A 25,243-nucleotide genomic window follows, 5' to 3' on the forward strand; every position below is an offset into this window, starting at 1 on the left:
ATGTCTGGAGGATTAGTCACAGCCGCATACATTGTTGCTGCAATCCTGTTTATTTTCAGTCTGGCGGGGCTTTCCAAACACGAAACGTCTCAGCAGGGGAATAACTTTGGTATCGCCGGGATGGCGATTGCGCTGATCGCCACCATCTTCGGGCCGGACACCGGCAACGTGGCGTGGATCCTGGTGGCGATGATCATCGGCGGCGCGATCGGTATTCGCCTGGCGAAACGCGTTGAAATGACCGAGATGCCGGAGCTGGTTGCTATTCTGCACAGCTTTGTGGGTCTGGCGGCCGTGCTGGTGGGCTTCAACAGCTACCTGTATCACGAACCGGGTCTGGAACCGATTCTGGTCAACATTCACCTGACCGAAGTGTTCCTCGGCATCTTTATTGGTGCGGTGACCTTCACCGGCTCAATTGTGGCGTTCGGCAAACTGCGCGGTAAGATTTCGTCTAAACCGCTGATGCTGCCAAACCGTCACAAGCTGAACCTGGCGGCGCTGGTGGTATCGTTTGTACTGATGGTCATCTTCGTGCGTACCGAAAGCGTGGGCCTGCAGGTGCTGGCATTACTGGTGATGACCCTCATCGCGCTGGCATTTGGCTGGCACCTGGTGGCGTCTATCGGTGGTGCGGATATGCCGGTGGTGGTCTCCATGCTGAACTCCTACTCCGGTTGGGCGGCGGCGGCGGCAGGCTTTATGCTGAGCAACGACCTGCTGATCGTCACCGGTGCGCTGGTGGGTTCATCTGGTGCGATCCTGTCTTACATCATGTGTAAGGCGATGAACCGTTCGTTTATCAGCGTTATCGCCGGGGGATTTGGTTCTGACGGCTCCTCTACCGGTTCTGATGAAGAAGTGGGTGAGCACCGTGAGATCAGCGCGGAAGATACCGCAGAGATGCTGAAAAACTCGCACTCGGTCATTATCACCCCGGGCTATGGCATGGCGGTGGCGCAGGCGCAGTATCCGGTCGCAGAAATTACTGAGAAGCTGCGCGCGCGTGGGATCAAGGTTCGCTTTGGTATTCACCCGGTGGCGGGACGTCTGCCAGGCCACATGAACGTGCTGCTGGCGGAAGCGAAAGTGCCTTACGACATCGTGCTGGAGATGGACGAGATCAACGATGATTTCGCCGATACCGACACCGTGCTGGTCATTGGCGCTAACGACACCGTTAACCCGGCGGCGCAGGACGATCCGCGCAGCCCAATCGCGGGTATGCCGGTTCTGGAAGTATGGAAGGCGCAGAACGTGATTGTCTTCAAACGCTCTATGAACACCGGCTATGCTGGCGTGCAGAACCCGCTGTTCTTCAAAGAGAACACCCACATGCTGTTTGGCGACGCCAAAGCCAGCGTGGATGCGATTCTGAAAGCACTGTAATTTCGCTTCACCCTGACAAACCGCTCTTCGGGGCGGTTTTCTTATTTCTGCGGTCAACTTTTCTCCTCTGTCTATACTTTACCCTTTGTGTAAGACGAGGAGGTGTAATGCAATTTCTGTCCCGCTTCGACATCATCGCGTTGATGATGACGCCGACATTTTGGGTAGGCGTCGCCACGGTTGTCTTTGTCACGCTGCTGGTGTACTGGCTGCTGACGCGCCTGATCGCGTTCGTTAAGAAAGGGATCACCACCTGGGGCGACAAACACCCGACCACCAACCGGATGCGTTTTATCCTGAGCGATATGCTTAACAGGACGAGTCGGATCCTGCTTTTTGTCGTAGCACTTCTGTTCAGCCTGCGTTTTGTTGACTTACCCGATCATCTTTTTGGCACGGTCAGCCATGCCTGGTTCCTGGTTTTCGCGATTCAGGTGGCACTGTGGATGGATCAGGGCGTTGTGTCGTGGCTACGTCACGTCATGCTGGCACCGGGAAGTCATAAAAACCCGGTTACGCTGGTGATCACGGGGCTTATTCTCCGTGCCATTGTCTGGTCAGTGATGCTGCTGTCTATTCTTGCTAACGCGGGCGTCAACATCACTGCTCTGGTTGCCAGCCTTGGGGTGGGGGGGATTGCCATCGCTCTCGCCGTACAAACGATCCTGAGCGACGTGTTTGCCTCCCTGTCCATTGGTTTTGATAAGCCGTTTGAAATTGGTGATTTTGTGGTGTTCAACGACGTGGCGGGGACGGTAGAGCACATTGGCCTTAAAACGACCCGCATACGCAGCCTGAGCGGGGAGCAGATCGTCTGCGGCAACGCCATTTTGCTCCAGCAAACGCTCCACAACTACAAACGTATGCAGACACGTCGTATCGTCTTTACCTTTGGCGTGGCCAGCGACACGGCGCCTGATAAGCTGCGCTACGTGGGGGATATGGTCAGGCAAATCATCACCGATGTGGGTGAGACAAAATTCGATCGTGCCCATTTTCTCGGATTTGACCGCGACCGTCTGACGTTTGAAGTCGTTCATATCGTCAATACCGCGGATTACAACAAATACATGGATATCCAGCAGGAGATCAATATCCGTATTCTTGAAGGGCTGAATGCTCAGGAGATTAAGCTGGCACTGCCGAGCATGGTATTGCACGCGCCGTGGATGCAGGATGAGCCGGGTGAACAGCCGAAGCCGGTGATGGAGAGCTGAAAAAAAAGCCCGCCGGAGCGGCGGGCTGACAGGGTTATATTAATCGTCTTCCGGATCGTCCAGCTCAATCGGCGTCTGGAACTCATCTGGCTTAATGACCAGCAGGTCACAGCGCAGATGGTCGATCACCTGTTCGGCGGTATTGCCGAGGAACGCGGCAGAAATACCGGTCCGGCCAATGGTCCCCAGGACCACAATCCCGGCCTGCAAATGTTCTGCTAAATCCGGGATCACCTCTTCAGGCAGCCCTTTCTCTACGTGCGTCATGTTCTCGTCAATGCTGAACTTCTGGCGCAGCGCTTTCATGGCCAGCAAATGCTGGCCGCGAATGGCGTCGTTATAGACGCTGGGGTCAAATTCAGGCAACTCAATGGCGATATTGATTGGGGTGACTGGATAGGCGCCCACCAGATGCACTTCAGTGTGATTGACCTGGTCAGCGAGCTGGATGGTTTCCTTCACCAGCTTCTCGTTGAGTGAATTATGATAATCCTCTTCGCTGGCGAGGTTTACTGCCACCACGGCTTTCCCGCCCTCCGGCCACGGCTGGTCTTTCACCATCCAGACCGGGCAAGGGCATTTACGCAGCAAGTGCCAGTCGGTTGGGGTGAAGATCACGGATTCCAGCTTGTCGTGCTGGTGCGCCATCTTCAGCAGCAGGTCGTGTCCACCGGCAACGACTTCCTGGATAATGGCTTCAAAAGGTCGGTTATGCCAGACCACTTTGATATCAATAGGAACCCCCGCTTCAAGGTAATACTTCGCCTGTTCACGGATCCACGCGGTACGCTGACTGATGACGCCCTGACGCATAGCGGTGCGCTCGTCAGGCGACAGAAGGGTGGTCATCTCATACGAGAAGTCATAGATCGGCAAAAACGCTTTGATTTTGCCGCCAATCCGTTGATGTAGATACACAGCACGTCGTAATGCCGGCTGATCGTCCTGATTAGGATCGATAGCTACCAGCATGTTTTGATACTTGGCCATACAGGTCTCCTTACTACTGTCACCACAGTCTGTAAGTAAAAGAGTAACCTATATATCCTGAATGAAACAGAGGAGAGCTTTTGTCAGATCAATAATTCATGAAAATTTATCAGAGGAAAAGCACCGTGGTTGTCACCGCGATAAACGCAATAAACAGCAGCACCATCACCGCTATTGCAAACGTCGTGGAGTCCTGAACGTAGGTTTTTTCCTCCCCCTTCATTGGGCCGACAAGCATGATCCAGATGAAGATAAAGGTCACTGAGGCAATCACGACTGAAACGAAAAACAAACTTTCTCTCAATTCATAACCTCAACGACAACCTTTCAGGCGCTGTGTGGGGATGTGCTACGGTGAAGACGGCTTAAAGCGGAAGTGATTATACCAGACTAATAAATCATGTGAATTTATCAGTCTGGTGATCAACATGCGGAGAGTTATGCCACGTTGCGGGCATGACCGGCAAGCACGGCCAGTGCTTCACCGTTTTCGATAGTGATGTATTTACCCTTAACGGCCAGCATCCCGCTTTTCTGGAAACGACCCAGCAGACGGCTGATGGTTTCCACGGTCAGGCCCAGGTAGTTACCGATATCACCACGGGTCATGGTCAGACGGAATTCGCGCGGCGAGAAACCCCGTTCGGCGAAGCGGCGGGAGAGGTTGTAGATAAACGCGGCCAGGCGCTCTTCTGCATTCTTTTTAGAAAGCAGCAGAATCATGTCCTGATCGCCTTTGATCTCACCGCTCATCAGACGCATCATCTGCTGACGCAGGTTAGGCATCTTACCGGACAGGTCGTCCAGCGTTTCAAACGGGATTTCGCAAACCATAGAGGTTTCAAGCGCCTGAGCAAAGCTCGGGTGATGGCCTGTGCCGATGGCATCAAAGCCCACCAGGTCACCCGCCAGATGGAAGCCGGTGATCTGCTCATCACCCTGTTCGGTGATGGTATAGCTCTTGATGGTGCCAGAGCGGATAGCATAGAGCGATTTCAGTTCGTCTCCGGCTTTAAACAGCGTCTGCCCTTTCTGAATAGGCTTTTTGCGCTCGATGATATTATCAAGCTGATCGAGTTCATGCTCATTCAGGGTAAACGGGATACAGAGCTGGCTGATGCTGCAATCCTGGCAATGGATAGCACAACCGCCAGACTGAATGCGTCGTATAATTCGCTTTTCCGGGATCATAGGTTTGCTCAAGCCTTAATTGATATTGGTCAATTTTAACATCTTTTTGGTAAGTACGTAAGCCTGACAAACCATCAATAAGGACAAGAGACGGCAATGTGTCGCCATCTTCTTGAAATTCCACAGCTTGATTATGGATTTTTAGCCTAACCGGTAGAAAATTAAGCACAAAAAGCCTGGGATCTACAGCAGAAGATATCCTTCGTGACGCAGCAACCACTCCTTGCGCTGCACGCCACCGGCATAGCCGGTCAGGGTACCGTTGCGTCCGATGACGCGATGGCAGGGAACGACAATGCTAACGGGATTAGAGCCATTGGCGGCCCCCACCGCACGCGCGGCGCCTGCGCTGCCCAGCTGCTCCGCGAGCTGGCCGTAATGCATGACCTGCCCGCAGGGAATGGCCCGCAGCGCCTGCCACACTTCACGCTGGAAAGGGGTGCCAGCCGTGGCGGTGGGGAGTGTATCGATGATGCTGAGATCGCCCTCGAAGTACGCCGCAAGCTTATCGCTCAGCCCACCCGGATTGGTGGCGCGGATACGTTCAAAACCTTGCGCCCGATAATGAATGTTCAGCAGCTCTTCCATGCGGTCGCTGTGCTCTTCCCATTCAACGGCGCGCAGACAAGACTGCTCGTCCGCGATCACCCACAGCGGCCCAAGCGGCGTCGCAATTTTATCTTCGAGTAATCTCAGCATCCTCATTCCTTTAGTTCAGCCTCGGGTAGATCCCCGGCCCAATCGGCAGGCCGACAAGATACCATGCCACCAGCATCACCAGCCATACCCCTAAAAAGATAAGCGGGTAGGGCAAAACCAGCGAATAGTAGGTACCCAGTTTTGCCTCGGGTTTATAGCGCTGCAGAAAGCCTAAAAACAGCGGGACAAACGGCGAAACCGGTGCAAGCGGGATCACTGACGAATCGGCGATGCGGAACAGGATCTGCGCAAACGCCGGATGGAAGCCCAGCATCATAAACATCGGCACGAAGATGGGGGCCAGAATCGACCAGATGGCGGAGCCGCTGGCGATGAACATGCACAGCAGGGACGACAATAGCGCCAGGCCGACAAACGCCGGTACGCCGCTTAATCCGGCAGCTTCCAGCGCGTCGGTCAGGCCCACGGCCATAAACTTGCCCATGTTGCTCCAGTTAAACATCGCCACAAACTGCGCCAGCGGGAACACCATGACGATAAAACCCGCCATCTCTTTCATCGGTTCGATCATCAGCTGCGGCAGATCGCCCTGACGGCGAATTTTGCCGGTGGCGATACCATAAGCGAGCGAAACGACAAAGAAGAAGAGAATGATCAGCGGCACAATACCCTGTATAAACGGCGAGGGCAGGACGGTATGTTTAACCGGATCGCGCAGAATACCGTTTTCCGGCACTACCATCAGCGCGACCATGGCGATGAATATCAGCGAGACAATACCGGCCACGCGCAGGCCGAATTTCTGCTCTTTGCTCAGCGTCTCCAGCGTTTCATCGCTACGGCCTTCCCATTTGCCCAGACGCGGCTCGATGATCTTGTCGGTAATCAGCCCGCCGACAATCGTCAGAACAATCACTGAGCTGGCCATAAAGTACCAGTTGTCAATTACGCTGACGTGCATTGCTGCGTCAATGGTTTTCGCCGCCTCCGTGCTGATGCCCGAGAGCAATACGTCGGTGGTGACAATCAGCAGGTTGGCGGTAAATCCGCAGCCGACACCCGCAATTGCCGACAGCAGGCCCGCCACCGGGTGCCGCCCGACGGCGAGGAAGATCAACGCCCCCATTGGCGGCATGATCACCAGCGCGGCGTCGGAGGAGATATGGCTGAAGAAGGCGATAAACAGCACCATATAGCTGGCGTAACGTGCGCTGACGTGGGATGCCATTTTTACCATCAATGCAGGCAGCAAACCCACGCGCTCTGCCAGCCCGGCCCCTAATACCAGTGCCAGAATGGCGCCCAGCGGGGCGAAGCCGCTGAAGTTTTTTATGACGTTAGGTAAAAACCAGTGCAGCCCGTCAACGCTGAGCAGGTTTTTCACCGCCACCAGGCTGCCATCGGCCGGACTTCGCACGCTCACGTCAAAGGCGGAGAGCACGGCGGTGGCAACCATCAAAATGACAATCAGATAGATAAACAGCAGGAAAGGGTGTGGCACTTTATTGCCGATCCTTTCAACCCAGCCATAGAGCTTACCGGATGGGGAATGCGAAGGTATGGATGACATACTCATGGGCGTTCCTCGGGAGTGTTGTGTTGTTGTGTTGTGTTTTTTTATTTTAAAGGTGACGGTGTCACGCCCTGTGGGATCGGACACACGTACGGTTTTTCTTGTATTTGTTGTTCGAACTCTTCACGACATTTTTTTAGCAGGGCTGCATCCTGCAGCAGATTCAGTGCCGTGGCGCCCATGACTTTCCCGGCCAGCAGCATGCCTTTGTGAGCAATGGAGGTTCGCCCCTGTGCCACCAGTTGCCAGGTATGCAGCGGCGTTCCCACGGTAAAGCAGGGGCTGAAGCACTGGGCGACCGGCATTTTCCAGCTGACGTCACCCACATCCGTTGAACCCGCCAGCACGTTATCGGTAATGGCATAGGGCGCAATCTCATCCACCAGGAGTGTCTCCTGATGATGGCGGGCAAAGGCTTTACCGGCGTCTCCGCCCGTGGCGGCTATATTTTTGAGGCTGTTCTGCAGGTCGTTGGGCGTGAGCGTAGCGCGGATCTCACGGGCAAAGTCGCGCTCTTCAGCAGTCCACGCCGGCGTGCCGTAGTGTTGTAATGCCCGATACATTGCCGCCTCAAGCGTGCGGTTCGGCAGGTAGCTGGAGCAGGCTTTATCAAAGCGACACTCCACGGTGGTTTCGGTCATCATTGCCGCGCCCTGGGCGATTTTCTCAATGCGTTCGTAGATCTGCTGCGCATCGGCCATCTCCGGGGCGCGGATCAGGTACAGCACTTCGGCCTGGGCCTGCACCACGTTGGGCGAAATCCCGCCGGTATCGGTGATGGCGTAATGGACACGCGCTTTCTCAATGATGTGTTCATTAAGGAAGTTGGTGCCGGTCGTCATCAGCGTCACGGCATCCAGCGCGCTGCGCCCCAGATGAGGGGAGTTGGCCGCATGCGCCGCCACGCCGTGAAAACGCCAGGCGGCCTGAATATTGGCCAGGGTGCTGACGTTAAACATGCCGGCAAAGGCTTCCGGGTGCCAGGTGACGGCGGCATCGACGTCATCAAACAGTCCTTCCCGCACCATAAAGGTTTTGCCGGAGCCGCCTTCTTCCCCGGGGCAGCCGTAAAAACGCACCGTTCCGCTACCGCCATGCTGTTCAAGCCAGCTTTTTACCGCCACCGCACCGGCCAGCGCCGCGGTGCCCAGGAGGTTATGCCCGCAGCCGTGACCATTCGCTCCCGGCGTGGCGGATTGCGCGGTTGCACAATGCGCCTGCTGGCTTAGCCCGGCCAGCGCATCGTATTCACCGAGCAGGGCGATAACCGGTTTCCCACTGCCGTAGCTCGCAATAAAAGCGTTTGGAATACCTCCAGCCTCGCGAGTCAACGTAAAGCCTTCGGCCTCCAGCGCGCCGGCGAGTCGTTCGGCGGACCAAAATTCTTCAAAGCGGGTTTCAGGGTGATCCCAGATGGCATCGGCTATATCGGTTAGCGTTTGACATCGCGTATCGATGGCATCGGCAATAAAAGCGTAGTTCTCCTGCATTACACACCTCGCGTCCACGGAAAATTGAGCGCAGTCCGCGCCAGCGTTTCGATGGCGATAGCCATAACCTGTTCATCGAAGTCGAATTTTTCGTTGTGATGGCCAGCGCTCAAATCCGTGCCGAATACCATATACGACGCCATGCCGCCGTTTTGCTGCACGCGGGCCATCATCAGCGTGGCGTCTTCGGAGCCGGCGGGGGCTTTGACCTTATCGATAGCGCGATCAATGCCGGAAACCTGGCTCGCCTGTTCGCGCAGATAATCAACCCAGGCCGGTGTGGGCGCGCTGGAGGTGGCGGCCCCCATCAGACGCATCTCCGCCTTCACGCCGTAGAGTGCGGCCGCCCCGGTAATGACGGCCTGCGCGCGTTCAAAGACATACTGATTTATGGCTTCGCTTTCCCCGCGGGTTTCCACTTTGATGAGCGCATTCGCGGGCACCACGTTGCGGCCGCTTCCGGCCTGCATGACCCCGACGTTGACGCGGGAAGCCCCTTCACTGTGCGGTGCGATGCTGTGTAAGGCGAGAGCGGCCTGCGCGGCGGCGAGCAGGGCGTTTCGCCCGTCCTCCGGTTTTCCGCCTGCGTGTGCGGCAACGCCCGTAAAATTCACGTCGAACTTGGTGGTCGCCATAAAGTTATCGCTGCCGCAGATCGCCGTTCCGGCAGGCACGCCGGTACCGATATGGATGGCAGTAAAATAGTCCACGCCATCCAGCGCCCCGGCGGCAACCATAGCGCGTGCGCCGCGCGTCCCTTCTTCGGCAGGCTGAAAGATGAGCCTGATGGTGCCGTTGAGCTGCGCTTCATTCTGCTTAAGCACCTGCGCCAGTCCCAGACCAATGGTGGTATGGCCGTCATGCGCGCAGGCGTGCATCATTCCCGGGTTGCAGGAGGCAAAACCGTCGCGGAACGGGCGATGGCTGTTGTCCTGCGCTTCGCTTAAATCAAGGGCATCCATGTCTACGCGAAACGCCAGGGTTGGCCCCGGGCGGCCAGTCTTAAGGGTCGCCACAATGCCGGTAAATCCGCCTTCAAACGGTGCCAGCCATTTTTCGGGGGCGCCTTGCGCACGCGCTCGGGCAAATTCTCGCGCCAGCGTTGCGTCATCGGGCAATCCCATTCGGCTTTCGGCATCCACCACATCACGCCCCATCGCCAGTTCGTACCCCAGCGAATCAAGAATTTCAGCGACTTTCGCTGCAGTTCTAAACTCTACCCAGCCGGATTCCGCAAAATGGTGAAAATCGCGACGCCACGCGCTCAGCTGCGGCGTTAATGTCTGGATGTACTGCGCCAGTGTGTCCATATCTCTTCCCGTCATCATTAAAAAATGTGAACTGCTTCACGCTGTGATAGTTTTTACTTATCACTAACCGATTTTTCACAGTTTTAACCGTTCAGGAATTACCCTCGCACATCCCTTTCCATTAAAGTAGATGACAGTTTCTTTACTCTGATAAACAACGGTTATCGGTCGGGCTATGACATTTCAGATTAAATTTCATCAAATCCGGGCGTTTGTTGAAGTCGCGCGTCAGGGCAGTATTCGCGGTGCCAGCAGGACGCTGAATCTTTCGCAGCCAGCGCTGACCAAATCGATCAAAGAGCTGGAAGAGGGTATGGCGGCACAGCTTTTTGTGCGCCGGAGTAAAGGTGTTGCCTTGACCGAGTGTGGCGAGGGCTTCTACCAGCGCGCCAGACTGATTCTGGAAGAGTTGCGTGCGGCGCAGGATGATATTCGCCAGCGGCAGGGGGAACTGGCCGGGCAGATCAATATCGGGATGGGCGCCAGCGTTTCACGCAGCCTGATGCCCGCCGTTATTACGCGCTTTCATGCACAACACCCCCAGGTCAAGGTGCGGATTATGGAAGGGCAGTTGGTGTCGATGATCAATGAATTACGCCAGGGTGAGCTGGATTTCACCATTAACACCTATTATCAGGGGCCTTACGACCATGAATTTACGTTCGAAAAGTTGTTTGAAAAACCTTTTGCGGTATTTTGCCGGGAAGGGCATCCGGCGACAGGGGCAACATCCATTAATGAACTTTTGCATTATAACTGGACAATGCCGACGCCGCGGGGAAGCTATTATAAGCAATTAGAAGATCTATTTCGCCACCGCTCGCAAATACCGCGAATTGGGGTGGTGTGTGAAACATTTTCGTCCTGTATAAGCCTGGTTGCGCAAAGTGATTTTTTAAGTATCCTGCCGCAGGAGTTGGGCTCTGACCCGCTTCTGGCGCACCGTCTCGTCATTCTGCCGGTTGTCGAATCGCTTCCAAAAGCCGCGTATTATTTAATTCAGCGACGTGATTCACGTCAGACACCTCTTGCCGAATCCTTAATTACGCAATTCAGAAGGGAAGCGATAAAAATAGACGCAGCGGAAAATTCAAAATAAAAAAACAGAGTCTGCCCGACATCAGACAGACCCTACAGTACACACAGCAGTACGTCCTTTTGCCAGTCCTGAGTATTATTTCCATGGGGCAGGTTTATTTAGTTATAACACCTTTTCCGAAAAAAGACAGGTTGACGAGTGATTGATTTCACGAATTTTTAACGTAAATCACTTATTTTACCTTCACTGAAGTTTTAGTTAAGTCTGGTTTAAGTGCGTATCACCCTTATTATATATTCGCCGGGTAAATATATATGCCGTGAGTGGGCCGCTGACGGTTATTGAGACACATGTCTGGCACAGGTATAGTACCTCCCTCAGAAGTAGCCGGAGGATCCCCATGAACCCTGACGACAAATCACTTTTTCTTGACGCCATGGAGGATGTCCAGCCCATGAAGCGCTGCTCGGATATCCACTGGCAGCCGATGAGAAACGCACGGGCGCGGCAGGAGATGGATACTGAACAGCTGGACAACTTTCTGACGCTGGGGTTTCTGGAACTCCTGCCCCTTGAAGAACCGCTGGCGTTCCAGCGCGAAGGGGTACAGCAGGGCGTTATAGAGAAGCTGCGTTCGGGGAAATACGACCGACAGGCCAGCTTAAACCTGTTGCGTCAGCCCGCCGAACGCTGCCGACAGATGCTGTATTCCTTTATCAGTCAGGCCCGTCGTGACGGATTACGTAACCTGATCATCATTCACGGGAAAGGGCGCGAACAGAATTCGCATCCCAATGTGGTGCGCAGCTATCTGGCACGCTGGTTAACTGAGTTCGAGGAAGTGCAGGCTTTCTGCGTGGCGCTGCCGCATCACGGCGGCAGCGGGGCATGTTACGTTTCACTGCGGAAATCCGATGAAGCGAAACAGGAGAACTGGGAACGGCACGCCAAGCGCAGCCGTTAAGGCGGTTTTCGCGGGCGAGGCGATCGCCCGCCTGTGACTCAGAAGGTTTCCCAGTGACTGTCAGGCGTGGCGTTAGCCGTTGCCGGACGCAGTAGTTGCGGCGTTTTCACATTTGCCGGACGTGAGGTGACCGCGTGTTCTTTTCCGTTCAGACGAAACGCGGCCACAGCCTGACGCAGCTGTTCGGACTGATCTTCCAGTGCCGCCGCCGCCGTAGCGGACTGCTGCACCAGCGCGGCGTTTTGCTGCGTCACGCTGTCCATTTGCGAAACGGCCAGGCTCACCTGTTCAATACCGCGGCTCTGCTCATCGGAGGCCGACGAAATCTCACCCATGATATCGGTTACGCGGGTCACGGCGGCGACAATCTCCTTCATGGTCGCGCCCGCTTCGCTAACCTGCTCAGAACCGGTATTCACCCGGCTGACGGAGTTCTCGATAAGCCCTTTGATCTCTTTCGCCGCCTGTGCACTGCGGCTCGCCAGCGTACGAACTTCGCCTGCGACGACCGCAAAACCACGCCCCTGTTCCCCGGCGCGTGCGGCTTCTACCGCGGCGTTAAGCGCCAGAATATTGGTCTGGAACGCGATGCTGTCAATCACGCCAGTAATGTGGGCAATCTGCTGGGAACTGTCGGCAATTTCGGTCATGGTGCGAACCACGTTATCCACGACGTGGCCACCACGTGCTGCGGTTTCAGAGGCATTCTTCGCCAGTAACGTAGCCTGACGGGCGTTATCGGAGTTCTGTTTAACCGTCGCGGTCAGCTCTTCCATGCTGGCGGCCGTCTCTTCGAGCGAGGCGGCCTGCTCTTCGGTGCGAGCGGAAAGATCGTTGCTGCCTGCGGCAATTTCACCTGCGCCGGTGTAGATGGAGTCGGTACTGCCGCGCACGGCGCTGACGGTAGTCACCAGAGATTGTTGCATCTCATGCAGGCCTGCGGCCAGTTGACCCATTTCATTGCGGCCAGAGAGCGCGATATTCTGCGTCAGGTCGCCCCCCGCAATGGCGCGAATATGGTTCATAATGGTGTTGAGTGGTTTTAACAGCAGGTGTTGTAACCCCTGCCAGATGACCACCAGCACGGCGATAACGGCCAGGAAAATGACTGCCAGCGTCCACTGCATTTGCGTAAAGCTGCTTTGGTTCTCTTCGGTTGCCGCTTTCAGCAGCGTGTTGTTTTCGGCGCGCCAGCGGTTGTAGACTGCTTCCATATCATCCTGAGCCTGCTGAGCATCCAGATCGCCATAGGCCTGGTAGTTGTCGGCGCGAAGATACTGAATCGACAAACGCATGACCTCATGCATCTGATTCCAGGATTTTTGCATCTCGTCAGTTAACGCCGCATTCTGGCCGTTAACCTGCGGCAGTTTCTGCCACGCTTTGTTATAGGTTTCTGCTTTAGCCAGCGAGTCACTTGCGGTATCAAGCAGTTTGTTGATCGCGGCAAGGGAAGCCGGATCGCGCTGGTTTTTCAGGTAGCGGATCGCCACGCGGGTCACGGTGACGCGCGTTTTTACCAGCGTGTTTACGCTGTCGCTCAGATTTTCCTGCTGGGCATTGAGCACGCCGGAGTTCTGGAAGTTATGGCGATCGTTGCTGACGGCGGAGTAGAACAACCCTCCCGTGACAACTTGCAGCAGACAGAATATGGTGAGGGCAAAGATAATACCGGTAATCACGTGCAGATTTTTCAGCATAGCGGTCGTCCGTTAGAGAAGAGGCAGAGGTACACCAATACTATCGTCGTATAGAATTTAAACTTTAATTTAACTCGCGCTTAACGAAGGGCTCCGGTCAGGAACCTGTTGTAAATCCGGATCATTTTTATGAGGAAGGTCAACATGAGCAGCATTGATAAAAGCGGGACGTACGCGCTCGGTACGCGGACGGTTAAACGACTGGGGTACGGCGCGATGCAGCTTGCCGGACCGGGCGTATTTGGCCCTCCGAAAGATAAAAATGCCGCGCTGGAGGTGTTACGCGAAGCCGTGGCGGCGGGGGTGAATCATATCGATACCAGCGATTTTTATGGTCCCCATGTGACCAATCAGCTGATCCGCGAGGCGCTTCATCCGTACCGGGACGATCTCACTATCGTCACCAAGATCGGGGCCCGCCGCAACGATAAAGGCGCCTGGCTGCCGGCCTTTTCCGCGCAGGAGCTGACTCAGGCGGTGCATGATAACCTGCGTAATCTGCAGGTGGATGTACTGGATGTGGTGAATCTGCGGATCATGTTTAGCGCTCACGGCCCGGCAGAAGGATCGATTGCTGAACCGCTTTCCACCCTCGCAGAGTTACAGCAGCAAGGGCTGGTACGCCACATTGGTCTGAGCAATGTCACGGCCACTCAGGTTGCGGAAGCGCAGAAGATGGTGCCTGTTGTCTGCGTGCAGAACATGTACAACATAGTGAACCGCGGCGACGATGCGCTGGTGGATTTACTGGCGCAGCAGGGGATTGCCTATGTGCCGTTTTTCCCATTGGGCGGCTTTACGCCACTGCAATCCAGCGATCTGCAGGCCGTCGCGGATTCCCTTGGCGCAACCGCGATGCAGGTTGCGCTGGCATGGCTGCTGCAACGTTCCCCGAATATTCTGCTGATCCCCGGCACCTCTTCCGTGGCGCATTTGCGGCAAAATCTCGCAGCAGGAGAACTGCAACTGCCGCCTGACGCTCTGGAAACGCTGAATACGCTGGTAGGCCGATCGTTGAACTAAATCCGTTCAAACTTCAATACGTTCGGCTTCACCGCCGGAAAGCATCTTGATCCTGGCCCATAATCCGTAATACTGTATTTATATACAGTATTGCGGCAGGAAAGCATTTATGGGCACTCTCTTTTCTTATCACTCTAATCAAGTCATTGAATTACCTCTCTTTCTGGAGCGCGTCGCCTGCGGCTTCCCCAGCCCGGCGCAGGATTATGTGGAGGATCGTCTCGATCTTAACCGGCTGGCGGTCAGGCACCCCAGTGCGACCTACTTTATAAAAGTGAGTGGTGACTCGATGATTGGGGCTGGGATCGGCGACGGCGATCTGCTGGTGGTCGATCGTTCGTTAAATGCCGAACATGGGGATATCGTCGTGGCGTCGGTTGCCGGTGAGTTTACGGTGAAAGAGCTACAGACCCGTCCGGTTTTGAGGTTGCTGCCGCATAATGCCCGCTATCAGCCGATTACCTTCCAGTCAGAAGAGGAGCTACAAATCTTCGGCGTTGTCACTCACACCCTCAAAACGTATAAACATGTTCGCACTGGTTGATGTGAATAGCTTTTATGCCTCCTGCGAGAGGGTGTTTCGCCCCGATCTGGAGGGCAAACCCATCGTGGTGGTCTCGAACAACGACGGCTGCATTATTTCGCTGTCGCGGGAGGCCAAACAGTTCGGCATAAAAATGGGTGAGCCCTACTTTAAATTCAAGGAGAAGGGTTATCCGGCGCGGGTGTATGTTTTTAGCTCGAACTATGCGCTGTATGCCGATCTCAGCAGCCGGGTGATGCAAACGCTGACCGATCTTGCTCCGGCAATTGAGATCTACTCGATTGATGAAGCCTTCGTGAACGTGTCGGGCGTCAGCCGCTGCATGTCGCTGGAGGCTTTTGGCCATCAGATGCGCAACCAGGTCGCTAAAAATACGGGGTTGACCGTTGGGGTCGGTATTGCCCCGACCAAAACGCTGGCGAAGCTGGCCAACTATGCGGCGAAGCGGTGGTCTGCCACCGGCGGCGTGGTCGATCTATCGGATCGCGAACGGCAGCGTAAGCTGCTGGCGAAGGTGCCGGTAGAGGAAGTGTGGGGTGTCGGGCGACGCATCACGAAAAAACTCAACGCCATGGGGATTACCACGGCGCTGGAGCTGGCGGAAGCGTCCTCCTGGGTCATTCGCAAACATTTTAACGTGGTAATGGAACGCACGGCGCGCGAGCTTCGCGGTGAGCCTTGTCTTGATCTGGAAGAGTTTACCCCGACGAAGCAGCAAATTATCTGTAGTCGTTCGTTTGGACACCGTATTACGCAATACGAAGAGATGCACCAGGCCATTTGTGCCTACGCGGAGCGTGCCGCCGAAAAACTGCGCGGCGAGCATCAGTATTGCCGCTTTATCAGCGTGTTTGTGCGCACCAGCCCGCATGCCGACAACGAAATTTATTACGGCAACCAGGCCTCAGTCACCCTGATGACACCCACTAATGACACGCGCGATATCATCCGTGCTGCCACGGAGGCGCTGGGGCGTATATGGCTTGACGGGTATCGCTATATGAAAGCGGGGGTGATGCTGGCGGATTTTTTCAGCAGCGGCGTCGCCCAGCTGAATTTGTTTGATGATAACCGCCTGTGTGCCAATAGCGCAGCGCTGATGGAGATAATCGACAGTGTAAACCATTCCGGCAAAGGGAAGATATGGTTTGCCGGGCAGGGGATTGAGAAATCCTGGGCGATGAAGCGTGAGATGCTGTCACCGGCGTATACGACGCGGTACGCAGATTTGCCGGTGGCAAGGTAGGATATTGTCATAAACGATCGCCGCGTTATACTCACGGCGTTAATAAGAATGTATGACGGGGCAGGGATATGTACGAGAGCCTAAAATGATATCAGTCGCGCTGCCCCTCATTGCGCTTTTCATCCTGTTAAGATTTGTTGTCAGACGTATTCGCCAGGCAAAGCGCCTTATTTCAGATCATAACGGGATGAAAAAGATATCTGCTAACCCCTCAATTTTTGGCGGGAATGCAGGTAAAACATGGTTTTATGATGACCAGTTTTTATATGAAGTTAAAAACAACGCCACCCGTAAGATTGCGCTGGCTACTATCATTAAAATCGGGCCGGGGAATATCGAGATAAATAACCGACGGGTCTGGATTGTTATTTACCGTGACGGTGCTAATGAAAAGCAGGTGCAGTTTTATAACAATCTCACCCTCTGGAATCATAACTTCACGGCTTTTCTGGCCGCGATAAAAAGAGCCAATCCTGACGCTGTCGTTAAAGAGCGCGCAATCCTCAATTTGTGAAAAAGGACCGCAGACCGTCACGGCCGCGCATCCGCCAGTTCATAACACAGCGCCCCAATCCGCTCCACGGCATTCAGCAGGCGGGGCGTCGGTTCGTTTGCGCAGTTTAGCCGCAAAAAGTGAGACAGCTCTGCGGCAGGGGAAAACAGCGGGCCGGGGCTGACGCCAATACCCAGCGCCAGCGCGCGACGATGTACCTCCAGCGCGTTGACCTGCAAAGGAAGTTCTACCCACAGCAAGTAACCCGCGGCGGGCGCGTTAACACGCGTGCCGGGAGGAAAACTTGCCTCGACTCGCGCCACGACGGCGTCTATTCCCTCCGCAACGCGACGCTTGAGCCGCCGCAGATGGCGATCGTAATCGCCGCTCGCCAGGACTTCGCTGGTTGCGGCTTCCAGCAGCGGAGCGCCTGCCCAGTCTCCGGCCATGCGGGCCTGTAAAACCTGCGGAAAGTAGCGTCCGGCGGCAACCCAGCCGATTCGCCAGCCGGGCGCAAGCGTTTTAGACAGGGAGCTGCAATAAATGACATTTCCACTCTGGTCGAACGCTTTACAGGCTGGGGGACGTTGTCCCTCGCCGACAAGATCGCCGTAAACATCATCTTCAATGAGAGGAATATCTGCCGCGTCAAGCAGGGCAACGAGTTCCTGCTTACGCGTGACGGGCATACTGGCGCCCAAAGGGTTTTGCACCGTAGGGGAGGCCAGAACGGCGGCCGGGCGGTGGCACCGAATGGCGTCCGCCAGCGGTTCCAGCAGCAGGCCCTCAACAGGATCGGTGGGGATCGATAAGGCCTTCAGACCCAAATCCTCCAGCAGCAGGAGCGTACCAAAGTAGGCTGGCTGCTCAATCGCCACCACATCACCGGGCTGGCAAACGGCTCGTAGCGCAAGGCGCAACGCCTGCGTTGCACCTGCGGTGATAATAAGGTCATCCGCGCTGAAACGGGCTCCCCACTGTGCAGAACGCGCGGCAATCTTGCTTCGCAAATCACGCCTTCCCGGCGGCAGGCTATAGCTCTGACCGTGCGCATCCAGACGTCGGCCCGCGGAGTGCAGCGCCCGCTGTAGCGTCTCGCCCGGCAGCCACGCAGGATCGGGCAGGGCTGCACCCAGAGGCACCAGACGGGCTTCTGAACTGCTGAACAGCGACCGGGCCATGGCCGACAGGGTGACGGGAACCGGGCCTAGCGGAGAACGAGAAGGCTCCACAGGCTGCGGAAGGCTGGTCTGGTGGATGTAATAACCTGAACGCGGACGTGCAACAATCAGCCCCTCGGCCTCAAGGCAGCGCAGCGCTTCCAGCGCCGTCGGAAGGCTAACATGCTCGCGTTCGGCCAGTTTACGCGCGGAGATTATCTTGTCACCAGCTCGCAACGCGCCGGACGTAATCGTAAGACGCAGCATATCCGCAATACGGCGATAGTGAGGCGAGGACGGGGATGGGGCAGACATGGTATCTGTTCAGGCTAATTTTCGATAAAACTGACTATACAGCCAATAATGCACGCCATCTATAGTGTCCGACATGTTCAGGACAAGGAGGCATTATGCACAGCGATAATTTTGATATTTCCACGTATTTCAAACGCATAAACTACACTGGCCCCGCGGCTGCCGATACGGGTACCCTGCATGCGCTTATGCGTCATCAGCTTTTTGCAATCCCGTTTGAAAATCTGGATGTACAGGCGGGGAAAATTGTCTCGCTGGCACCTGACGATATTGCCGATAAGCTGTTAACACAGGGGCGCGGCGGCTACTGCTATGAGGTGAACGGGGTGTTTGCCATGGCGCTGGAGGCGTTAGGTATTCCTTACCGTTTTGTGGCGGCACGCCCGATGTTCTATCCCGTACGGCGGCCAAAAACCCATATGGCGTTAATTGCTGAGTTGGAGAGCCGACAGTGGCTTTGCGACCTCGGGTTTGGCAGCTATGGCATTCGTGCGCCAATGGCTCTGGACACGCTTGATGTTGATATTGCACAGGATTTTGACACGTTCCGGCTTAGCCGCAGCGCTGAGGGCGAATATCTGCTTCAGGCGAAGGTGGCGGGAGAATGGGCCCGTCAGTACGGCTTTGATCTCACGCCACAGGAGTGGATTGATTTCGTTCCGGCCAACTACCTTAACTCCACGCACCCGGATGCCATTTTTGTGCAGAAGCGTGTGGTGGTGCAGCATCGACCGGAAAGACGCGAGATTTTACTGGGGAATATGCTGAAAATCATTACGGCGAAGGGCACGGAAACCCGGCAGCTGGCGGAGGACGACATCCCCCGTATTCTGAAAGAGCGTTTTGCGTTGATCGCGGCATAAAGCAGAAGGGGGCCTGTGCCCCCTGAGCCTCCCGCACCGCGGTTGAAGCATTACTTCTTCTTGTTCATCATCGCTTTTAAATCGGCAAACGGGTTAAACGTGGCGACGCCCACGTCTTTTTGCGCGTCTTCCCCGGCGACCACGGTGGTACCGTACTGATCCGCTTCGGTGTATTTCGAATGTTCGTGATCGTGGCAAAACAGGCACAACAGCTCCCAGTTACTGCCATCTTCCGGGTTGTTGGTATGGTCGTGATCGATATGGTGAACCGTCAGTTCGCGCAGATTGGAATAGACAAACTCGCGCGAGCAGCGTCCGCATACCCAGGGATAGATTTTTAACGCTTTTTCGCGATAGCCACTTTCAAGTCTCGCGTAGTTTTTGGGGATCAGAGCCATTGCTGGTTTTACCTGTGATAAAAATAGTGTGCCAATATATCCCATCAGGCACGGTAAATGTACAGGACCTTCCTCCGCTAGAGCGAGAATGTGCCTTCAAGCGTCATCACGCAATTTCCGCCAACGCGAACCACCGCCTCTCCCGACGAGGCATCGTATCCCGCGAACAGCACGCTTGCTCGTCCCATATCAACGCCCTGACTGACGTTAAGGTTAAGCGTTGTTTTATTGCGGTGCAACGCCAGCAGCGCTGTCGCAGCGGCAGTCGCGCTGCCTGTGGCAGGATCTTCTGTCATGCGGGGAGTAAACATGCGGGCCTGCACATCATGAGGTTCATCAGCATTCGTATCCAGGGTGTAGGCATAGAGGGAAACGGCGCCATCCAGCGGTAAGGTCGCGCGAAAACCCTGTAAATTCGGCACGCATCGACGAAGCGCCTCACGAGAAGCCAGCTCGGCTATCAGAAAGGGCAGACCTACCGACGCGACCACAGGCCTATGTACCTCGGTACGGATATCTTCCGTGTTCAGGGATAAGCAGGCAGCCACGCTTTCCGGGCTGACTTCAGAGCGGCACGAGAGTGCCTCAGGCACCAGGAGTTCTGCGCCAGTGATCGTATCGTTGTCGCGCAACAGACGAACGGGCACCACACCGGCTATTTCCTCGAAGTGTAGCGTATCAGGCAGGCGCTGATGATTCATCGCGGCGTAATGGGCAAGCACGTAAGCCGTTCCAACATTCGGGTGCCCGGCGAAGGGGATCTCGCGCGAGGGCGTAAAGATTCGCACGCGTGCTGTATGGGAAGGATTGTCTGGCGGCAAAACGAACGTGGTTTCGCTGTAGCCAAATTCAACGGCGACCTGCTGCATTTGTGCTTTGTTCATGCCTTGAGCATCGAGTACGACGGCAACAGGGTTACCCAGAAACGGAGTGTCAGTAAAAACATCCGCAACAACATAGCGTCTTTTCATTTTCTGTCCGATGTAAAAGTCCTGATATAGAGATGTAACGTTAAATCAAACCGATAACCAGCCGTTTTTCACCCGACGGACCTGAAAAAAATTCAATCAATTTATTTGAATCATTCCGTTAAAGAAACGCCATTTATTCTCCACAGGTAATGCGTACAGTAGGGAGAACGCAACGCATTATCAGGACACAGGATTATGAAAAAGATCGGCTTTTTATCGTTTGGTCACTGGACGCCTTCTCCGCAGTCCGGCACGCGCTCGGCAGCAGACACCCTGCTGCAGTCCATTGACCTGGCCGTGGCGGCCGAAGAGCTGGGGGCGGACGGCGCCTATTTTCGCGTGCACCACTTTGCTCGTCAGCTGAGCTCTCCGTTCCCTCTGCTGGCCGCAATTGGGGCCAAAACGAAAACCATCGAGATCGGTACCGGCGTGATTGATATGCGCTATGAAAACCCGATGTACATGGCCGAGGATGCCGGTGCGGCGGATCTGATTTCCGGCGGTCGTTTGCAGCTTGGCATCAGCCGGGGCTCCCCGGAGCAGGTCATTGATGGCTGGCGCCATTTCGGCTATGTCCCGCAGGAAGGGGAAAACGAATCAGATATGGCACGCCGTCATACCGAGGTGCTGCTTGAGGTTCTGCGCGGCGAAGGATTTGCAAAGCCGAATCCACAGCCGATGTTTCCGAATCCACCGGGGCTGCTGCGACTGGAACCCTATTCCGAAGGGCTGCGCGAGCGTATCTGGTGGGGCGCCGGTTCGAATGCGACCGCGGTATGGGCCGCTAAGCTCGGCATGAATCTGCAAAGTTCTACGCTGAAAGATGATGAAACCGGCGAGCCGTTCCATATTCAGCAGGCAAAACAGATCCGCGCGTACCGCCAGGCGTGGAAAGAGGCAGGGCATACGCGTGAGCCGCGCGTGTCGGTCAGCCGCAGTATTTTTGCCCTGATGGACGATCGTGACCGGATGTACTTTGGTGCCAGCCGCAACGACAGCGATAGCGTGGGGTATCTTGACGAGAAAACGCGCGCGATCTTCGGACGCAGCTATGCCGCGGAGCCGGACAAGCTTATCGAACAGCTGAAAAAAGACGAGGCGATTGCCGAAGCGGATACGTTACTGTTGACCGTACCGAACCAGCTCGGTGTGGATTACAATGCGCACGTGATTGAGTCCATTCTCAAACATGTCGCACCGGCAATGGGCTGGCGCGAGTAGTCGACGCGCTGGGATAAGCCCGTCGCCGCGCGTGGCGTGAATCTCCATTTGTAACTATCCGGGCGCTTATCGCGAAGACAGGAGGATCTATACATTCCTCCTGTCAGCGCTATTTCTGGCTCATATCGCTCAGCAGCACGGCGATGCTTTGTCCGCCCTCGGTCTGCTCCAGACCAATCTTCACAATGATGGTCAGCGGAACGGAGAGCAGCATACCGACGGGACCGAGCAGCCAGCCCCAGAAAATCAGTGACAAAAAGACGACCAATGTGGATAGCCCCAGCCCGCGTCCCATCATCCGTGGCTCAAGAATATTTCCGAACACCAGGTTAATGGCCAGATATCCGGCCAGCAGAACCAGCGCGTCATAAAGCCCGCTGAAAACCAGCACCTGGAGGATAGGGGGGATCGCTGCCAGCACGGAACCGATGTTGGGAATGTAGTTGAGCGCGAAGGCCAGTAATCCCCAGACGAACGCGAAGCGGACGTCCAGCGCCAGCAGCATCACCCAGACGACACCACCCGTAACCAGGCTAATGGCGGTTTTCAGCACCAGATAGCGTGAGACGCTGTCCAGCGCGCGTTGAATCGCCCCCATGCCCTCAACCGGACGGACCATTATCTGCTGCAGCTTTGCCGGCAGTTGAGGCACCTCCAGCAGCATAAACACCACCGTTAAAAACAGCAGGAAAATGGAGGTCATGGCATTCGAAAGCTGCGCCAGCAGGCTGGTGACGATCGTCATGGCCGCATTGGGGTCGATATATTTAAGGAGTTCCTCAACCGAGACTTCGATACCCGCGCGCTGCAGCCAGGGTTCAAGCTGCAGCAGCGGTATCGCCAGCGACGATCGGTACTTCGGTAACGTGCGCGCCAGTTCATTCAGCGAGGTACCGAGATAGGCAACCAGCAATACCATCGCAACAATAATCACGCTGATGAGCAGGGTAATCGCCAGCACGCGCGGGATGCGTAGCCGCGTCATGCGCCGTACCAGCGGGTTAAGGATCACCGCAATGAACAGCGCCAGAATAAAGGGCACGATGATGTCGGCTGCAAATCGCACGCCCGTCAGTATGATCACCAGCATGCCCAGCATGATGACAATTTTTAACCCGTTCAGGGTAATAATGGGTTTAGCCATGGTGACTCCGAAATACGCTTTTTATTTATAATAAAGGTGAAACGCGTTGCAATAAACTAACCAAAATCAAACGGTGTGGGTAAAGAATTGCAAAGACTTTGAGTAAAATCCTGGCTTATGGTACAAATTTAGCGTGTTTAACTACCGAGGACAATTTTCATCCGCAAAGACGAGAAGCAACAACGCGGATAATTGTAATTTTATGGACAATGTGTTCAGGACGTATTCTTCAAACAACACCGCTGTATTTTTCACCTCCTTCTGCCTGGTTGCTGGTGAGCAACACTGGCGCACCGCCCTATAGTTATCTCTTCTGCCTGAGCTGGCGCTACGCGCTTAGCTGTCTGATTTAATTTCATATTTTTTGGGTTTGCCGCATGCGGCGAGCCACGATGGATTATATTCTCAAGCAGGAGAAAAACATGTTTTACTGGATTTTACTCGCTCTGGCTATTATCGCTGAGATTACCGGCACGCTGTCGATGAAGTGGGCGAGCGTCAGCGATGGCAATACCGGTTTTATTTTAATGCTGGTGATGATTTCACTCTCCTATATTTTCCTCTCATTTGCGGTGAAAAAAATTGCGCTGGGTGTGGCGTATGCGCTGTGGGAAGGGATCGGTATTTTATTGATTACACTCTTCAGCGTCCTGATATTTGACGAAACATTAACAACAATGAAAGTCGCCGGGTTAACGACGCTGGTCGCGGGTATTGTGCTGATTAAATCAGGTACCCGTAAACCGACCAAACAGCAGAAGGAGCAAAACCATGCAACAGTTTGAATGGGTTCATGCGGCCTGGCTGGGTTTCGCCATCGTGCTGGAAATTTTCGCCAACGTTCTGCTGAAATTCTCCGACGGTTTTCGTCGTAAAGTCTATGGCTTGATGTCGATAGCCGCGGTTCTGGGGGCGTTCAGCGCCCTGTCGCAGGCGGTCAAAGGTATCGATCTTTCGGTGGCCTATGCGCTGTGGGGCGGTTTTGGTATCGCCGCCACCCTTGCCGCCGGTTGGGTACTGTTCGGCCAGCGGTTAAATAACAAAGGCTGGATAGGACTGATATTGCTGCTGGCGGGTATGGTCATGATAAAACTCGCCTGATAACCCGTTACCCCTTTTTCTCCCGCAGCCGCGCTGGCTTACTCTTGAGCCAGCGCTTCCAGCTTATCGCGAAAACCGGTGACGGATAGGGCCCGGTTATCGGCTCGCCATCGGTCTTTCGCCGCCGGAGCGGAGCTTTGAACACCAATCAATTGCCAGCCGTTATCGGTTTTCAGCATCAAGGGCGAACCACTGTCACCCGGTAACGTATCGCACTGGTGCGACAGCACGCTGGTTTGTGCCCAGCCCGTTACAACACAGTCGGTATGGGTGTAAAGCGCATCCAGATGATCGACCGGGTAGCCTGACTGCGTGACCTTACGGTCGGCGGCTTTCAGCGCGGCGGTGAGCGCCGCTTTATCTCCGTCGAATAACGGCAGTGGCGTAATGCCTGAAGGCGGGTAGCGCAGAATGATCAGGCCAAAATCCCATGACGCTGCCGCGGGCGGCACTATCCAGCCATCACCATCCGGTTTCAGTCGTTTACCCAGAGAAGGATCAACCCGGCCTTCGATGCCGTGGATTTCATAGCGCCAGACACCTTTTTGCGACACAAACCGTAAGGCTACCGCTTTGTCTGGCTTTCCGTTAGGGGGCGTCAACAGGCAGTGGCCTGCCGTCAGGGCTAATTGCGGGGTGATCAACGTCGCGGTGCACAGATTGCCGCTGGCGGTTTCCAGTTGTCCAATAGCATCCCAGGGGGCCTGTGTTGGGTCGGTGACGCGAGTACGATCGTCATGACCGAAAAAAAGCGTCTTAAGCTCTTTCGCGCTAATGGCGTCATCGCCGCCATCATCCGCCTGTGAAAATCCAGAAAAAAGACCAAACGTTCCCAGCAACAACACAACAGATTTACGCATATCACACTCTGGTGGGGGTAATTATGATTATTAAAAGTGAACCCTATGAAAATACTATAGACGGGACAGCACGAAAGTGGGAGTAAAATCAGCGTGCTACAATCAGGAAAGATAAAAATGGCTTGCGATGAGCGCGCATAAAATAAGCAGGAACAGAATGAGCTCAAACCGATAGCGTCGCAGCATACGCCCTCCGGATAAAAAAACGGCGCAGAACCTTTTCCGGTTCAGCGCCGGTTTACCAACGTGCCCCGAAGGGCACGGTTAAGCTTGTACCTTACGCAGCTGGCTGAGCAGCTGGTTTAGCAGCTTCGTGTTTTACTGCTTTTTTGTGATGCTTTTTAGCGGCCTGGGCTTTCTGCTCTACAGCAGGTTTAGCGG

26 protein-coding genes and 1 pseudogene are annotated in these 25,243 nt (G+C 55.1%); 13 read left to right on the forward strand and 14 right to left on the reverse strand.

Annotated features, from left to right (window positions below):
• Together pntB and L977_RS05410 are read left to right on the forward strand one after the other, a co-directional pair.
• Complete coding sequence (pntB, locus tag L977_RS05405) at positions 1–1,389, forward strand: Re/Si-specific NAD(P)(+) transhydrogenase subunit beta (protein ID WP_023330269.1); 1,389 nt, start codon at positions 1–3, stop codon at positions 1,387–1,389.
• Positions 1,390–1,496: 107 nt separating this feature from the next.
• A complete protein-coding gene (locus L977_RS05410; protein WP_023337201.1) occupies positions 1,497–2,606 on the forward strand; it encodes a mechanosensitive ion channel family protein in 1,110 nt (369 codons plus the stop codon).
• A 39-nt stretch (positions 2,607–2,645) separates the two neighbouring features.
• On the opposite strand, the gene uspE is transcribed toward L977_RS05410, so the two are convergent.
• From uspE to L977_RS05445, 7 genes are all read right to left on the reverse strand, one after another.
• On the reverse strand, positions 2,646–3,596 hold the full coding sequence (gene uspE / locus L977_RS05415) for a universal stress protein UspE (protein ID WP_014883603.1): 951 nt from the start codon (positions 3,594–3,596) through the stop codon (positions 2,646–2,648).
• 109 nt (positions 3,597–3,705) lie between these two features.
• The gene (locus tag L977_RS05420) at positions 3,706–3,888 is read right to left on the reverse strand and encodes a hypothetical protein (RefSeq protein ID WP_014883604.1); all 183 of its coding nucleotides are present in this window, start codon (positions 3,886–3,888) and stop codon (positions 3,706–3,708) included.
• A gap of 146 nt (positions 3,889–4,034) precedes the next feature.
• Positions 4,035–4,787, reverse strand: coding sequence for a fumarate/nitrate reduction transcriptional regulator Fnr (gene fnr / locus L977_RS05425; protein ID WP_006174991.1), 753 nt, complete (start codon positions 4,785–4,787; stop codon positions 4,035–4,037).
• A gap of 183 nt (positions 4,788–4,970) precedes the next feature.
• Positions 4,971–5,486: a methylated-DNA--[protein]-cysteine S-methyltransferase gene (gene ogt, locus L977_RS05430; protein WP_047625180.1), complete on the reverse strand. Its 516-nt coding sequence runs from the start codon at positions 5,484–5,486 to the stop codon at positions 4,971–4,973.
• A gap of 10 nt (positions 5,487–5,496) precedes the next feature.
• Positions 5,497–7,023 carry a p-aminobenzoyl-glutamate transporter gene (abgT, locus tag L977_RS05435; RefSeq protein ID WP_023330270.1) on the reverse strand — a complete coding sequence of 509 codons (1,527 nt, stop codon included), beginning with the start codon at positions 7,021–7,023 and terminating at the stop codon, positions 5,497–5,499.
• Between the two features lie 41 nt (positions 7,024–7,064).
• Positions 7,065–8,510, reverse strand: coding sequence for a M20 family metallopeptidase (locus L977_RS05440; RefSeq protein WP_047625182.1), 1,446 nt, complete (start codon positions 8,508–8,510; stop codon positions 7,065–7,067).
• Positions 8,510–9,820 (reverse strand): M20 family metallo-hydrolase, encoded by a 1,311-nt coding sequence (locus L977_RS05445; RefSeq protein ID WP_023330272.1) that lies wholly within the window; start codon positions 9,818–9,820, stop codon positions 8,510–8,512. The genes L977_RS05440 and L977_RS05445 overlap by 1 nt, the downstream gene beginning before the upstream one ends.
• A 175-nt stretch (positions 9,821–9,995) precedes the next feature.
• Between L977_RS05445 and L977_RS05450 the strand changes: the two genes are divergently transcribed.
• Positions 9,996–10,919 (forward strand): LysR family transcriptional regulator, encoded by a 924-nt coding sequence (locus L977_RS05450; RefSeq protein WP_047625186.1) that lies wholly within the window; start codon positions 9,996–9,998, stop codon positions 10,917–10,919.
• Between the two features lie 340 nt (positions 10,920–11,259).
• Entirely contained in the window at positions 11,260–11,823 is a 564-nt protein-coding gene (gene smrA / locus L977_RS05455; RefSeq protein ID WP_014883610.1) for a DNA endonuclease SmrA, read from the forward strand.
• A gap of 38 nt (positions 11,824–11,861) precedes the next feature.
• Here the strand turns inward: smrA and tcp are convergent, their stop codons facing one another.
• The gene (gene tcp, locus L977_RS05460; protein ID WP_047625189.1) at positions 11,862–13,523 is read right to left on the reverse strand and encodes a methyl-accepting chemotaxis citrate transducer; all 1,662 of its coding nucleotides are present in this window, start codon (positions 13,521–13,523) and stop codon (positions 11,862–11,864) included.
• A 144-nt stretch (positions 13,524–13,667) separates the two neighbouring features.
• Here tcp and L977_RS05465 point away from each other — a divergent pair, with 144 nt between their 5' ends.
• The 4 genes from L977_RS05465 (at position 13,668) to L977_RS05480 (ending at position 16,850) form a co-directional block, all read left to right on the forward strand.
• Positions 13,668–14,546, forward strand: coding sequence for an aldo/keto reductase family oxidoreductase (locus tag L977_RS05465; RefSeq protein ID WP_023337208.1), 879 nt, complete (start codon positions 13,668–13,670; stop codon positions 14,544–14,546).
• Between the two features lie 109 nt (positions 14,547–14,655).
• Positions 14,656–15,090: a translesion error-prone DNA polymerase V autoproteolytic subunit gene (gene umuD, locus L977_RS05470; RefSeq protein WP_014883613.1), complete on the forward strand. Its 435-nt coding sequence runs from the start codon at positions 14,656–14,658 to the stop codon at positions 15,088–15,090.
• A complete protein-coding gene (gene umuC, locus L977_RS05475) occupies positions 15,074–16,336 on the forward strand; it encodes a translesion error-prone DNA polymerase V subunit UmuC (RefSeq protein WP_014883614.1) in 1,263 nt (420 codons plus the stop codon). The genes umuD and umuC overlap by 17 nt, the downstream gene beginning before the upstream one ends.
• Positions 16,337–16,388: 52 nt before the next feature.
• A complete protein-coding gene (locus tag L977_RS05480) occupies positions 16,389–16,850 on the forward strand; it encodes a hypothetical protein (RefSeq protein WP_047625193.1) in 462 nt (153 codons plus the stop codon).
• A 17-nt stretch (positions 16,851–16,867) separates the two neighbouring features.
• Here the strand turns inward: L977_RS05480 and L977_RS05485 are convergent, their stop codons facing one another.
• Positions 16,868–18,304, reverse strand: a complete 1,437-nt coding sequence (locus L977_RS05485) for an aminotransferase-like domain-containing protein (RefSeq protein WP_047625194.1) — start codon at positions 18,302–18,304, stop codon at positions 16,868–16,870.
• Positions 18,305–18,399: 95 nt separating this feature from the next.
• On the opposite strand from L977_RS05485, the gene L977_RS05490 reads away from it, so the two are divergent.
• On the forward strand, positions 18,400–19,167 hold the full coding sequence (locus L977_RS05490; protein ID WP_047625197.1) for an arylamine N-acetyltransferase family protein: 768 nt from the start codon (positions 18,400–18,402) through the stop codon (positions 19,165–19,167).
• A 50-nt stretch (positions 19,168–19,217) separates the two neighbouring features.
• Here the strand turns inward: L977_RS05490 and yajD are convergent, their stop codons facing one another.
• A complete protein-coding gene (gene yajD / locus L977_RS05495; protein WP_006808895.1) occupies positions 19,218–19,565 on the reverse strand; it encodes an HNH nuclease YajD in 348 nt (115 codons plus the stop codon).
• 77 nt (positions 19,566–19,642) lie between these two features.
• Positions 19,643–20,536 carry a PhzF family phenazine biosynthesis protein gene (locus tag L977_RS05500; protein WP_047625205.1) on the reverse strand — a complete coding sequence of 298 codons (894 nt, stop codon included), beginning with the start codon at positions 20,534–20,536 and terminating at the stop codon, positions 19,643–19,645.
• Between the two features lie 195 nt (positions 20,537–20,731).
• Here L977_RS05500 and L977_RS05505 point away from each other — a divergent pair, with 195 nt between their 5' ends.
• On the forward strand, positions 20,732–21,757 hold the full coding sequence (locus L977_RS05505; RefSeq protein WP_014883619.1) for an LLM class flavin-dependent oxidoreductase: 1,026 nt from the start codon (positions 20,732–20,734) through the stop codon (positions 21,755–21,757).
• A gap of 109 nt (positions 21,758–21,866) precedes the next feature.
• Here L977_RS05505 and L977_RS05510 read toward each other — a convergent pair whose 3' ends face one another.
• Entirely contained in the window at positions 21,867–22,901 is a 1,035-nt protein-coding gene (locus tag L977_RS05510) for an AI-2E family transporter (RefSeq protein ID WP_047625208.1), read from the reverse strand.
• 133 nt (positions 22,902–23,034) lie between these two features.
• On the opposite strand from L977_RS05510, the gene L977_RS25210 reads away from it, so the two are divergent.
• From L977_RS25210 to mdtI, 3 genes are all read left to right on the forward strand, one after another.
• Complete coding sequence (locus tag L977_RS25210) at positions 23,035–23,205, forward strand: protein YdgV (protein ID WP_086527785.1); 171 nt, start codon at positions 23,035–23,037, stop codon at positions 23,203–23,205.
• A gap of 118 nt (positions 23,206–23,323) precedes the next feature.
• Positions 23,324–23,686 carry a multidrug/spermidine efflux SMR transporter subunit MdtJ gene (gene mdtJ, locus L977_RS05515; protein ID WP_014883621.1) on the forward strand — a complete coding sequence of 121 codons (363 nt, stop codon included), beginning with the start codon at positions 23,324–23,326 and terminating at the stop codon, positions 23,684–23,686.
• Positions 23,673–24,002: a multidrug/spermidine efflux SMR transporter subunit MdtI gene (mdtI, locus tag L977_RS05520; RefSeq protein WP_014883622.1), complete on the forward strand. Its 330-nt coding sequence runs from the start codon at positions 23,673–23,675 to the stop codon at positions 24,000–24,002. Before mdtJ ends, mdtI begins: the two co-directional genes overlap by 14 nt.
• Positions 24,003–24,040: 38 nt before the next feature.
• On the opposite strand, the gene L977_RS05525 is transcribed toward mdtI, so the two are convergent.
• Entirely contained in the window at positions 24,041–24,862 is an 822-nt protein-coding gene (locus L977_RS05525; RefSeq protein WP_014883623.1) for a trypsin-like serine peptidase, read from the reverse strand.
• 277 nt (positions 24,863–25,139) lie between these two features.
• Positions 25,140–25,243 (reverse strand): annotated as a pseudogene (locus L977_RS24905) (acid resistance repetitive basic protein Asr); the annotation flags it as partial.

Source organism: Enterobacter sp. ZOR0014, assembly GCF_000798855.1.
Taxonomy (GTDB): Bacteria; Pseudomonadota; Gammaproteobacteria; order Enterobacterales; family Enterobacteriaceae; genus Enterobacter; species Enterobacter kobei.